We start from the raw sequence: 12,846 nt of genomic DNA, 5'->3' as shown, positions 1-12,846 counted from the left end.
ACATTAATTTACGACAAAACCCTCGTATTTACAAGGGTTTTGAGTATTCTGAATGCGCCTTTAACCTTTAACCTTTAACCTTTAACATGTAATAACCGAGTAAGTTTAATGGAAAGATCGGTAAGGATGATTTTTGCATTTCCATTTCGTTCAATATGGTATAGGGCATCTTCCAGAGCGCTAAAAATAGGTTCTATATTATTGCCGTGTACAAAAGGAGCAAATTTGGATAGGTTAAAATTAGCAGTTTGTGGTTCTAAAAAAACTAAGGATTCGCTTTTGTAATTTAAGAGTAATGCTTGTCTAAAAAAATGAATGCAATAGTTTAAAAATTGTTTTTGAATTTCCCGACCATTTCCAGCAATGCCCTCGCTCCATTTAATAAGTTCGTTAATAACAGCCTTATTTCCCTTTGCTTTAAAAGCGGCACGTACCCAAGTAATAAACCATTCTTCAAACTGATTTTCACTAGTGTTGTTTTGTAACAATTGAATCGCTTTATTGTAATTCCCTTGAGCTCTATGAGCTATTTTTTCAGCTTCAATTTGAGCCACATTATTTCTTGTTTGTAAGCCCTCAGTTATTGCTCCTATACCCAAAGGGGGGAATTCTAATATTTGACAACGCGAAGCTATAGTTTGAATAATTTGTTCTTTATCTTCAGTTATAAGAATGAAAATCGTTTTAGCAGGGGGTTCTTCAATAAGTTTTAATAATTTGTTCGCAGTAGCTGTGTTCATTTTGTCGGCCATCCAAATGATCATAATCTTATAGCCGCCTTCGTAACTTTTTAGTGATAGTTTTTTTACAATTTGTGCAGCTTCTTCAACATTAATAATCCCTTGCTTGTTTTCGGCACCAATGTGTTGGTACCATTCAAAAATAGTAGCATAAGGATTTTTCTCTAAAAAGCTTCTCCAATCCGTTAAAAATAAATCCGAAAGTGGATGCTTTTTTACGGCATCAGTAGTGGTAACCGGAAATACAAAATGAAGGTCTGGATGTGAAAGTGCATCAAATTTTTGATGACAACTTTTGTTCTCAGATAAACTTCCGCAAAGGATATACCTTGCATAAGCTATAGCCATTGGCAAAGTTCCACTACCGCTAGACCCACAGAATAATTGAGCATGAGCAATTCGCCCTTGATCTGCGCTAGTTTGTAAGTGATTTTTAATATGATCTAGTCCTAAAACATCTTGAAATACCATAACGCAAATATAAACTTTTTGATAGGTTTTAAACTGGATTCAAGAGTTAGCTAATAGGTTTGCTTATTGAAAAACTGTTTTGGCAAAGTATAAAAGTATATTCAAATTTTAAATTTACTATAACCTTATAGTAGTGTGAATGCTATATTGTTTTATAATGTTTAAAAATAGGATTGCTATTCGTAAGTACTATAATTTTAGTAATAATAAATTATATTTGCTTTTTGCGGAGTTTTTGTAATTCCGTAAGAGTGTTAAACCTTTTTTACATCATATGAAAACAATCAACGATTTTAATTTCGAAAATAAGAAAGCATTAATTCGTGTAGACTTTAACGTGCCTTTAGATGCTAATTTTGAAGTAACTGATGCCACGCGTATTGAAGCTGCAAAGCCTACAATTATAAAAATTCTTGAAGATGGTGGAAGTGCCATTTTGATGTCACATTTAGGGAGGCCAAAAGGAAAGCAAGAAGAGTTTTCATTAAAGCATATTGTAGAAAAAGTACAAGAAATATTAGGAGTACAAGTTAAAATGGCTTCGGATTGTATTGGTGCAGATGTTGAGGCAATGGCAGCCGAACTTGAACCGGGTGAAATTTTATTATTAGAGAATTTACGTTACTATAAAGAAGAAACTGCTGGTGATAAGGATTTTGCTGAGAAATTATCAAAATTAGGAGATATTTATATTAATGATGCTTTTGGTACTGCGCACAGAGCACATGCTTCGACGGCTATTGTAGCTGAGTTTTTTGAAGACAAAGGAGCGGGTTATGTAATTGAAGCTGAAATTGTAAATGCTAAAAAAGTACTTGAAACTGGTGTTGCTCCCGTAACAGCTATTATGGGTGGTTCTAAAATTTCTGATAAAATTTTAATTGTTGAAAAATTACTATCAATAGCCGATAACATTATTATTGGTGGAGGGATGTCGTATACTTTTGTGAAAGCTTTAGGTGGTGATATTGGGATTTCATTGTGTGAAGATGATAAATTGGATTTAGCATTGGAATTGTTAGAAAGAGCTAAGGAGAATAATGTTAAAATGATATTGCCATTAGATACTGTTATTGCCGATGATTTTTCTAATGATGCCAATATTCAAACTGTAAAAAGAGGAATGATACCAGAAAAATGGGAAGGATTGGATATAGGACCTGAGACAAGAGATCAGTTTGCAGAAATTATTGAGAATTCTAAAACTGTGATTTGGAATGGGCCAATGGGTGTGGCAGAAATGGAAAATTTTGCTCACGGAACTATTGCAATTGCACATGCTGTTAAAAATGCAACTGCAAAAGGCGCATTTTCTTTAATTGGTGGTGGTGATTCTGCTGCAGCAATTAATAATTTAGGTTTTGGGAATGATGTATCTTATGTTTCAACTGGGGGTGGTGCCTTATTAGAATATATGGAAGGAAAAGTATTGCCAGGTATTAAGGCAATTTCATAATAACTATAAATAGTGTTAAATTTTTATAGTTCAAACACAAAGGGCTATCCATTTTTGGATAGCCCTTTGTGTTTTTTTTAAAAGATAATGGATCGTTTAAATTTTTTTTCAAAAAAAATTAGGCTCTAAAGCTTTGATTTGCAATAAAACTAACTTTTTGGTAAGTAGGTCTCATGCTATTTGGCATTTGTAAAGTGCGTTTTTTAAAGTTAAATTCGTGAAGAAGAACAAATGATTTAACAATGGCTAATAGAGTATTCGTAACAGGAGCAACCGGTTTTCAAGGAATGAAAATTGCTCAAAGTTTGATAAATGCTGGCGATAAAGTGGTTACGCTTTCTCGATCTTTTGATGCAACAAATCAAACATTTGATGGGCTAGAGGTAGTGTCTGGTAGTTTGAATAATCTTGAGGATTTGTCTAAGGCATTTAAAGAGGTGAATAAAGCCGTTTTTACTTGTCCGCTAGTGTTTGATATAGAGGTGGCTAAAACGTATGCGACTAACTTTATAAATGCTGCAAAAGCAAACAATGTTGAATTGGTAGTTTATAATTCAAGTTTTGATTTGCCAGAGGAAGAAACTGGATTAGTAGCCCTAGATATAAAGGTGTTAATTAAAGACTTGTTTAAGGAGTCGGGTTTAAATGTAATAAATTTAGTTCCTGACATCTATTTAGACAATGCGTCAGCTCCTTGGTCAGTGCCAGTAATATTAAATCATAAGATATTTCCATATCCTGTTAAAGAAGGAAAAAAATTTCCATGGATTAGTCATTCGGATTTAGGTAAGTTTACGGCCTTGGCAATTAATAAGCCAGAACTAGCTGGAAAAACATTATCAATTGGAGGTAGTTTAGTTTCTGGAGAGGAAATTGCAAGTGCGATTTCTGAACAGGTAGGTGAGCAAATTAATTTTGTTAGCCTAACACCAGATGCTTTTCAAAAAGAAATTACACCAGCTTTTGGAGAATTAGCAGGTAAAGAAATTTCGAATTTATACAGGTATTTAGAGGATCATAGTAACAGAATAATAAATAAAAATTTTAAAGAAACACAACAACTTTTAGGAGTACAAAATCAGAGTTTATCTGATTGGGCTAAATCCATTAGTTGGAAAGCATAAATTTTGAGGGAAAAATAAAATTTCAAAGGCTAAATACTATAAATAAAGACTAACTATTTATTGTGAGTATTAAAGTATTCCGTAATGGGGTTAAAAAACGGTATAACATTTGATGCTATTTATCACATAAATTTAGTATTTTGATTTTTTATTGAATCATGCCGCCATTAATTTGCAACATCTGGTGGCATGGTACTCAAAGTTCCTATAAAATGATTAGAAAGTATTCCAATATACTTGCCGTTTTTTTGTTATTTCCAATACTTATTTGTGCTCAAGATTCCTTGTCCATCGATACTAAAGGGAAAAAGACTTCTAAAAAGCAATTTAAAAACTTATTTAAAAGAAAAAAGAAGAGAGCTAAAGACTCCTTGGATCTAACCAAAGTAATGTCTTTACAAGAAGGGCAGTCTGTTTCTTCAGTTATTCAACCAAGCCAGGTTTCCGCTAGTAATTCCCTTTCGGGAGAAATAATACAGGATAGCATATCAAAACAGGATAACCTTAAGTTAGACTATCTAAATGAGCCTAAGCTTAAAGCGCATAAAAAGTTTGATTTATCTAATGTGAGTGTAAAATCAGATTTTCAAAATGGTTTAAAGGATCATCCTTCATTAGCACAGTTAGACAAGCGATGGAAGCAAGAGTTGTTTAACTCTAGTTTGTATGATACGATTTATGAAACCATAATTAATCAAGATTATAGTAACGTTGAGTTTGTGGTTAACCTGCCTACGGAGACCCTAAAAAAACATTTGGAAGAGTTAAATGCACACACGCCATTTAATGTCGCATATAATCCCGCTTTAGAAAGTGTAATAAAAAACTATTTAAAAAACAGGCATCAATCCATGGAGCGTTTAATGGCGTTGAGTGATTATTACTTTCCTTTATTTGAACAGGTATTGGATAAATATGACTTACCATTAGAAATTAAATACCTTGCTATTGTGGAATCTGCATTAAAGCCAAGGGCAAAATCTAGAGTAGGAGCCACAGGTTTATGGCAGTTTATGTTTGGAACTGGAAAAGAATATGATTTAGATGTGAGTTCATATGTGGATGAGCGCATGGATCCTATAAAATCAACGGAAGCTTCGGCAAAATATTTAGCAAAGCTTTATAAGATATTTGGAGATTGGGATTTGGCATTGGCTTCCTATAATTCGGGCCCTGGTAATGTAACTAAAGCTATTCGAAGGAGTGGTGGTTATACTAATTATTGGAATATACGACCTTTTTTACCTAGAGAAACCGCTGGATATTTACCCGCTTTTTTGGCAACAATGTATATTTTTGAGTTTTCCGATTTTCATAATTTTAAACCAAAACGACCAGAATTTGCCTATTTTGAAACGGACACCGTTCGCGTAAAGCAACAAATAAGTTTGGATCAAGTGGCAGAGGTGATGGATGTAGAAATGGAAGTGCTTCAATTTTTAAATCCATCATATAAATTGGATATTATTCCTCACATACCTTCGGAAGATTACACATTGCGTATGCCATTGGACAAGGTGGGTACTTTTGTTTCTAATGAAAACGCGATCTATGCTAAAGCAAAGGAAGACTATGATAAAAGAGAAAAGCCTTTGCCTCAATTTTTTGAAGTTAAAAACAAGATTAGGTATCGTATTCGTAGTGGTGATTATTTAGGTTTAATTGCTCGAAAATTTGGAGTTCGTGTATCACAAATTAAAAAATGGAATGGTTTAAGAAATAACAATATTAGAGTAGGTAAGTATTTGACAATTTACCCTAGAAAAGTAAATGCCTATGCGGCAACTAAGAAAAAAGCTATAAAATCCAGTTCAAATGTTTATGTGGTTAAATCTGGAGACTCTTTATGGAGTATATCGCAAAAATTTGCTGGTGTGAGTGTCGAAAATTTGAAAAGATGGAATAATATACCTGGAAATAGATTAAAGCCGGGAATGCGCTTAAAATTAAAAAAATGATTAAAAAGATAAGCTTAGTTTGTTTTGTTTTATTTGCTGTAATGGCTTGTAAAAATAATAAGGAGGAAAATAAAGTTGTTTTAGATGAAGGTGCATATGCGAGATCTTCGGGTAGACCCAATACATTGACGATAGTGATGGATAATAGATTTTGGGAAGGTGGTATAGGAGAGGTGCTTCGTAAAAATTTGGCGGCCGCAGTGCCGGGGCTTCCGCAGGAAGAGCCGATGTTTACCATACGACAAATGCCATCTACTGCTTTTACTGGTTTTGCAAACAAATCCCGTTGTTTTTTGAAAATTGTGAATAACAAAGAAGTTGGTTTTAAAATTTTAAAAAATAAGTATGCCCGCCCACAGATTGGTATAGTAATCTCTGGTAGAACAGATGAGGAAATAATTAATACATTTAGAACTCATAAAGCAGAAATTATACAAACATTTAAGGCTGTTGAAATATTAAATAAGCAACAGTTGGTGAAAACTCCTTTAGTAATTAAGGGACTCGATACAAATTTAGGGATAAGTTTAAGCGCGCCTAAGTCATATAGAGTAGCAAAAGCTTCAAAGGATTTTTATTGGATTCGAAAAAATATTTCTCATGGTACTATGAATATAACTGCCTATGAAGTGCCGCTAAACTTTTTTAAAGACTCATTGAGTATTACGCAGAATATCATAAGTATGAGAGATACTTACGGAGGAGATAATATAGTTGTTGATGAAGGTGGTCGTTTTATAACAGAAGCAGCGTATTCTCCTTATATAAAGGAAATTAATATGGCAAATTTTGATACTTATGAGACTAGAGGGACATGGGAGGTGAAAAACAAATGGATGGCAGGGCCTTTTGTTAACTATGTGATTAAGGATACAAAAAAAAATAGGTTGCTCGTTTTAGAGGGCTTTGTTTTTGCGCCATCAATTAATAAAAGAGATTATGTTTTTGAATTAGAGGCGATATTAAAAACGGTCAAATTTATTGATTAATTAAATCTGAACATAAGGATTTAAATTTTGCTTAAAATTGTGACATTAAAAAACCCCGAATAAATTTCGGGGTTTTTTGATTTAAGATCTAAGATCTAAATTTATTATCGAATCTAATTAAGCTTGTAAAATTTTATTAGCTACTAAGTATTCTGCGATTTGAACGGTATTAGTGGCAGCACCTTTGCGTAAATTATCAGCAACAATCCACATATTAAGAGTGTTTGGTTGTGATTCATCTCTACGGATACGTCCAACAAATACTTCGTCTTTTTCATGAGCAAATGCAGGCATTGGATAAGTGTTAGTATCCAAATTATCTTGTACTATAACTCCTGGCATTTCTGATAAAAGTTTTCTAACCTCAGCAACGTCAAAATCATTTTCAAATTCAACATTAACTGATTCAGAGTGACCACCAGCAGTAGGTATACGCACTGCTGTTGCAGTTATATTGAATGAATCATCACCAAGTATTTTTTTAGGTTCTTTAACAAGCTTCATTTCTTCTTTGGTATATCCGTTTTCTTGAAAAACATCACAATGAGGAATTGCATTCCTATTAATAGGATACAAATAAGCCATTTCTCCTTCTATTCCTTTAGTTTCATTCTCAAGTTGCTGAACGGCTTTAATACCTGTACCAGAAACAGATTGATATGTGGAAATGATTAATCGTTTCATTTTGTATTTATCATGCAAAGGAGCCAAAGCCATTACTAATTGTATAGTAGAGCAGTTTGGGTTTGCAATAATTTTATCTTCTTCTGTTAATACATTTCCGTTAATTTCGGGAACTACTAATTTTTTAGTAGGATCCATACGCCATGCCGAAGAGTTGTCAACTACAGTTGTGCCTACTTCAGCAAACTTTGGAGCCCATTCCAAAGAGGTGTCTCCACCTGCGGAAAATAAAGCGACGTCCGGTTTCATTTTAACTGCAGTTTCAAGTATAACACAAGGATATTCCTTGCCTTTGAATAAAAGCTTTTTTCCTTCAGATTTCTTTGAAGCAACAGGAATTAATTCTGTTACAGGAAAATTTCTTTCTTCCAATACTTTTAACATCACAGTACCTACCATTCCGGTAGCACCTACTACAGCTACTTTCATTTTTGTTTGTTTAAAATTAACAATTTACAGATTGCAAAAGTATTATATAATTTTAACTAAAAACAATTTTATATGTTATTTAAAGCGATTTTGACCTGTTTTAAGGTAAAATTGACATATTTTGATTATTAGCAGGTAATTTTTTGTGTATTATTAGTTTTTGGGTATAAAAAAAGCACTTTCCAAATTGGAAAGCGCTTTTTTTATTTAATGATGTGATTTAAAGTTTAGCTTATCTTACTAAGTTAATCTCAACACGTCTGTTTAATTTTCTACCTGCTTTAGTAGCATTTGAAGAAATTGGTTTAGCTTCTCCGTATCCTACAGAGCTTAATCTTGATTGAGAAATACCTCTACCAATTAAGTAAGCCTTAACAGAAGCAGCTCTAGATTCAGATAATCTCTGGTTTGAGCTAGCGCTACCAACACTATCAGTATGTCCTTCAACAGTAAATTTAGCATCAGGATATTCTTTTAAAATATTGATGATGTCTCCTAATACAGCTTCAGACTGAGTCTTGATTGAAGACTTACCTGTATCAAATAAGATTGTTTTTGCGTATTCATTCAATGTTTTTTGAACTTCAGCAGTTACCTTTTTAACTTCAGGACATCCATTGTTTGCTTCAATACCAGGTACTTCAGGACATTTGTCGTCTTTGTCTAATACACCGTCATTATCTTTGTCAAGGTAAGGACATCCGTTATTAGAAACTGGACCACCTTCATTCGGACATTTATCTAAGTTATCAGGAACAGTATCTCCATCAGTATCAGGACAACCTTTCATAGCAGCAGTTCCTTTAACATCAGGACAAGCGTCATCTTTATCAGCTATACCATCTTGATCACTATCAGGACATCCGTTAAGTTCAGCAGGTCCAAATACATCAGGACAAGCATCGTCAGCATCTTTAATTCCATCTAAATCTGTATCAGGACATCCGTTGAATTGCTTTAAACCAGCAACCTCAGGACATTCGTCTTTGCTATCATATACACCGTCACCGTCAGTGTCAGTTCCTCCAAAAGCAAATTTAACTCCAGCTGTGTGTTGCATGTGTGAAGTTTGGAAAGTGTCGTTACCAATAGTCACGCTTTCGCTAGGTTCATCATATTCGCTAATTACACCTTTGTACATGGTACTTAAGGAAATAGCGAAATTATCAGTTAACCAAAAATCAACTCCAGCTCCAGGGTTTAAAGAAAATCTACCTTCATCTTCTAACCAGAAATATCCAGCACCTAATGATAAACTTGGATCAAACCATCCAGTTCCGTCTTTCTTAATTAAATTTCTAAAGCTGTAATTTAAAGCTCCATCGACTGCAAAATAAGCTAGGTCGTCAACATTAACTAAGCCACCTTGCACGCCAGCAAGACCTATTTTATCAATTTTGTTTAATGATCCAGAAATACTACCATAAAAACCACCTTTAATATGTCTGCCTACTGTTAGTTTAGAAATGGCAGGAAGGATATTAAAATCATCAGGATCTAAAGCATTTAATTCTGATTCTGTGAAAAAATCCACTGCATTTACTCCAACTGAAATTGCCCATGGATGATTTGCGTCTTGTGCATTAGCTGTACTAAACAGTAACCCTATAAGGGCAGCAGCAATAATTTTACTAAGATGTTTCATATTAATATGTATGATTAATTTAAGTGTTATTACTAACAAATGTAACAGGTTAAATTTAACTAACAAAACACTTTGTCTAGAATTTACAAGCTTTATTTTATAAAAAAATGCTAAATGCCTGTAAACACTAGTGTTAATGAAATTAGTACCTGCGTTAGAATTTGTTAATTTTTATTGTGTTTCCAGTGTATATTAACATTTTTTTTATGATTTTAAAGCCAAGCTCTTCAAAAATTGATGCGTATTTAGTGACTTGTAGAAGGTGTTCTTTTTGTTCTACTCCAGTTTTATAATCAATTATTACAACGGTATTGTCTTCTGAAATTTCAACGCGATCTGGTCTCAAGATTTCATTTTTTAATATAAAATCTCGTTCATTAAAAATTTGATTTTTCTTATTAAATATGCTGTCGAGTGTTGGGTGAGTTAAAATAGAAGTTACGTTGTTTTCTATAATGTTATATTCTTGAATCGAGATGTCTTTCCTTTTTTTAAATTGCTCTAATTTTTTTTTTGCATCATTTCGGTCATATATTTTTGACATTAACTCATGAGTAAGTAACCCAATATTTAATGATTCTTGTTGGTCGCTAGTTAATGTTGAAGTTGTAATGGGAGTGACTTGACGCTTATTTTTATTGGTACATATAAAAGAAGTTAATGTTGAGGAAATATTTTGTGATTTTTTACTAGGTAATGACTGTTTTGAAGAATTTCCAAAATGATAGCTATTATCACTAATGCTTTCAAACTTTTCAGTATTGGATAAATAATTTTTAAAAAAGCTTTGAAAACTATTTTCAGGATTTCTTCCGTTTTTTTTGTGGTTGCTAATAATGTACAATTGCTCTTTAGCTCTTGTTAATGCTACATATAAAATATTGAAATTGTCTAGCTCTTGTAGTTGTTTTATATGTGTTGCTTGAGTTTTGGTTTTTAAGCTATATTGGGTAAAAACTTTTTCATTGTAATTAATATAAGCTTCTTGAAAGGTACCCGAAAGCGTATTAATCGCTGACCAAACATGATTAGGCTGTGGTTTGTAAATTTCGGTGTCGGCAAAGGGATAAATTACTACAGGAAACTCTAAGCCTTTAGATTTGTGAATACTCATAATCTGTATGGCATCTTTTTCTTGAGGAATTATAATGCTCAGCTTATCTTTTTTTGTTTCCCATGTGGATAAGAATTCATTAATACCAGAATTTTGTTTTTGTGAATATTCAAAAACAAAATCCATAAAAAATTGAAGATTTGAATTTGGTTTTTGGTCAAGCTTGAAGTTGATTAAAAGTAGTTCAAAGGCTTCAAAAAGAGATTGGTGATCAAAAGAATCAAAGTCGACATTTATATTGTGTTTTAATAATCTTTTTGAAATTTGATCGGGATTTAATGGAATGTAGGTTTGTAAAAATGAATTAACTTCATTTATTTCTAATTGCATGGCTAATGCTTTAAGGAATTCAAGCTTTTTCTTTTTATCATTTTGATGTAAGGAAAAATAAGCTAGATTTATAAGTAGTATAACTTCATTAGCATTTTTAACTAAAAGAACCTCTTGAGATATAACAGGTATTTTGTGTTGATTTAAATAATCAGCAATTACAACACCTTCTTTATTTTTTCTTACTAAAATACAAATGTCTTTAAGTGAAAATCCTTGGCTAGTAATCTTTTGTATATTTTCAAGGACTTTGTTAGGGTATAATTCGTTTTTTTCATCTGTGTTTAAAGCTTCTATAAAGTCGAATTGAACGAATCCACCTTGGCGAGAATTTGCTTTTTGATTGTTTCCTTTGATAAATAATTCTTTATAACCTTCAAAAGAGAAAAATTGGGATAAATAGGAAAAAAAGCTATTGTTAAAATCTATAATATTAGAATAGCTTCTGTAATTTGTGTCAAGTTGAATGGTGTTTTTTGTAGGGTTAGAAAATGGACTATCTAAATTACTTAAATCCATAAATTGTTCAGCTTTCCCACCTCTCCACCTGTAAATAGCTTGTTTGGCATCGCCAACAATGGTTACACTTCCTGTTTCATTAGTTTGTTCGTTAATTGATGATACCGCATTGTCACACAAAGGGAATAAGTTTTGCCATTGCATTATTGAAGTGTCTTGAAACTCATCAATAAAAAAATCTTTGTAACGTTCACCAAGACGTTCATATATAAAAGGAGTTGGTTGGTCTTTTATGGTTTCAAAAATGAGTTTATTAAAATCTGAAATTAGGAGTAGTTGCTTTTCTTTTTTTAGTTTTTCTAAACCGTCATTTACACTTTTAAGTAATGACATTTGGGTGATGTTTTTTAGAATACGTTCTAAAAATTGATTTTCAAAAACAAGTCTTTTAGTTTCGTTAAACACACTTATAATTTTAGGGCGTAAGCTTTCTAATGTTTCTTTGATAAAATCACTTTTACTTTTGGCGCAAAGTGAGGTGTGTTCAATATCTTGTTTCCATTTTGCTTTACTAAATTCTTCGGTGCCTTTTTTAATTAAATTAGTGAAGTGTTTAGGGATGTATCCGCTGGTAAATTCTGAAATCACTCCATTTTTCTCAAAAGTATCAAGTAGGTTTTTGGATAAGGTAGTTATTTGCTCTTTATTGGATTTAAACTTGTTCTTTAAGTTGTTGTCAAGAGTTTTAAAATCTTCAAAAGGGTGGCTGCTTAGATTTTTAATATGAAGGATATCATCTTCATTAAAAATAATTTGAGCAATTTCCAATAAGCTACGTTTGATATTCCATGCGGCATCATCGTTAATTTTTGCTTTTGTAAAATCGAGTATAGTTTTGGTTATTTGTTTGTTGTCTCCAACTTTATCTATAAGGTCATCAATGGCGACTTCTAATAATTTTTTTTGATCAAGTTCAATTTCAAAGTTACTATCAAGTCCCAAATCGTAAGCAAAGGTTCTAATGACTGATTGTGTAAATTTATCAATAGTTTGTACGCTAAACGAGGTGTAGTTGTGTAAAAGATAATGAAGTGTTTTTTTTGACTTTTTACGGAGCGCATCTTCAGAAATGGCTAATTCTTTAGCAATTTCAGAAAACATACTTTTGTTTGACTCTGGCGTATCTTTTTTTGAAAACCCATCAAGGCTTTCTAAAATACGATGCTTCATTTCCGAAACTGCTTTATTGGTAAATGTAACTGCTAAAATCTGTTTATATCTATTTTTGTTTGGGTTGGCTAAAATTTTTAGCAGATAATTTTTTACAATGGTGTATGTTTTTCCAGACCCGGCTGCAGCATCATAAACGGTAAAAGCAGTTGTATTTTTCAATGTTGGGTTTTTGGGGTTAAAAGGGCATTACTAATATGTAGAAATATACGATACC

Annotated in this window: 8 protein-coding genes; 4 read left to right on the top strand and 4 right to left on the bottom strand. The window is 32.5% G+C overall.

What is annotated here, in order from left to right:
• Positions 1–74: 74 nt before the first annotated feature.
• Complete coding sequence (locus tag KQA_RS0205930) at positions 75–1,211, bottom strand: DNA polymerase III subunit (RefSeq protein WP_010179058.1); 1,137 nt, start codon at positions 1,209–1,211, stop codon at positions 75–77.
• Positions 1,212–1,485: 274 nt separating this feature from the next.
• On the opposite strand from KQA_RS0205930, the gene KQA_RS0205925 reads away from it, so the two are divergent.
• From KQA_RS0205925 to KQA_RS0205905, 4 genes are all read left to right on the top strand, one after another.
• Complete coding sequence (locus KQA_RS0205925) at positions 1,486–2,667, top strand: phosphoglycerate kinase (RefSeq protein ID WP_010179056.1); 1,182 nt, start codon at positions 1,486–1,488, stop codon at positions 2,665–2,667.
• A 242-nt stretch (positions 2,668–2,909) separates the two neighbouring features.
• Positions 2,910–3,791 carry an SDR family oxidoreductase gene (locus KQA_RS0205915; protein ID WP_010179055.1) on the top strand — a complete coding sequence of 294 codons (882 nt, stop codon included), beginning with the start codon at positions 2,910–2,912 and terminating at the stop codon, positions 3,789–3,791.
• Between the two features lie 212 nt (positions 3,792–4,003).
• Positions 4,004–5,749, top strand: coding sequence for a lytic transglycosylase domain-containing protein (locus KQA_RS0205910; protein ID WP_010179053.1), 1,746 nt, complete (start codon positions 4,004–4,006; stop codon positions 5,747–5,749).
• Positions 5,746–6,738 (top strand): DUF4837 family protein, encoded by a 993-nt coding sequence (locus KQA_RS0205905; protein ID WP_010179051.1) that lies wholly within the window; start codon positions 5,746–5,748, stop codon positions 6,736–6,738. The genes KQA_RS0205910 and KQA_RS0205905 overlap by 4 nt, the downstream gene beginning before the upstream one ends.
• A gap of 117 nt (positions 6,739–6,855) precedes the next feature.
• Here KQA_RS0205905 and KQA_RS0205900 read toward each other — a convergent pair whose 3' ends face one another.
• The 3 genes from KQA_RS0205900 to KQA_RS0205890 form a co-directional block, all read right to left on the bottom strand.
• Positions 6,856–7,851, bottom strand: a complete 996-nt coding sequence (locus KQA_RS0205900) for an aspartate-semialdehyde dehydrogenase (protein WP_010179048.1) — start codon at positions 7,849–7,851, stop codon at positions 6,856–6,858.
• Positions 7,852–8,083: 232 nt separating this feature from the next.
• Positions 8,084–9,496 (bottom strand): OmpA family protein, encoded by a 1,413-nt coding sequence (locus tag KQA_RS0205895; RefSeq protein WP_010179045.1) that lies wholly within the window; start codon positions 9,494–9,496, stop codon positions 8,084–8,086.
• A gap of 154 nt (positions 9,497–9,650) precedes the next feature.
• Positions 9,651–12,791, bottom strand: a complete 3,141-nt coding sequence (locus KQA_RS0205890) for a UvrD-helicase domain-containing protein (RefSeq protein WP_010179043.1) — start codon at positions 12,789–12,791, stop codon at positions 9,651–9,653.
• Between the last annotated feature and the right edge of the window lie 55 nt (positions 12,792–12,846).

This window comes from Aquimarina agarilytica ZC1, from assembly GCF_000255455.1.
GTDB lineage: Bacteria > Bacteroidota > Bacteroidia > Flavobacteriales > Flavobacteriaceae > Aquimarina > Aquimarina agarilytica.
This window is presented reverse-complemented; position numbering and strand designations above follow the sequence as displayed.

Coding starts and splice junctions, on each gene's coding strand:
- KQA_RS0205930 (WP_010179058.1), bottom strand. CDS start 1,211: ATGGTATTTCAAGATGTTTTAGGACTAGATCATATTAAAAATCACTTA.
- KQA_RS0205925 (WP_010179056.1), top strand. CDS start 1,486: ATGAAAACAATCAACGATTTTAATTTCGAAAATAAGAAAGCATTAATT.
- KQA_RS0205915 (WP_010179055.1), top strand. CDS start 2,910: ATGGCTAATAGAGTATTCGTAACAGGAGCAACCGGTTTTCAAGGAATG.
- KQA_RS0205910 (WP_010179053.1), top strand. CDS start 4,004: ATGATTAGAAAGTATTCCAATATACTTGCCGTTTTTTTGTTATTTCCA.
- KQA_RS0205905 (WP_010179051.1), top strand. CDS start 5,746: ATGATTAAAAAGATAAGCTTAGTTTGTTTTGTTTTATTTGCTGTAATG.
- KQA_RS0205900 (WP_010179048.1), bottom strand. CDS start 7,851: ATGAAAGTAGCTGTAGTAGGTGCTACCGGAATGGTAGGTACTGTGATG.
- KQA_RS0205895 (WP_010179045.1), bottom strand. CDS start 9,496: ATGAAACATCTTAGTAAAATTATTGCTGCTGCCCTTATAGGGTTACTG.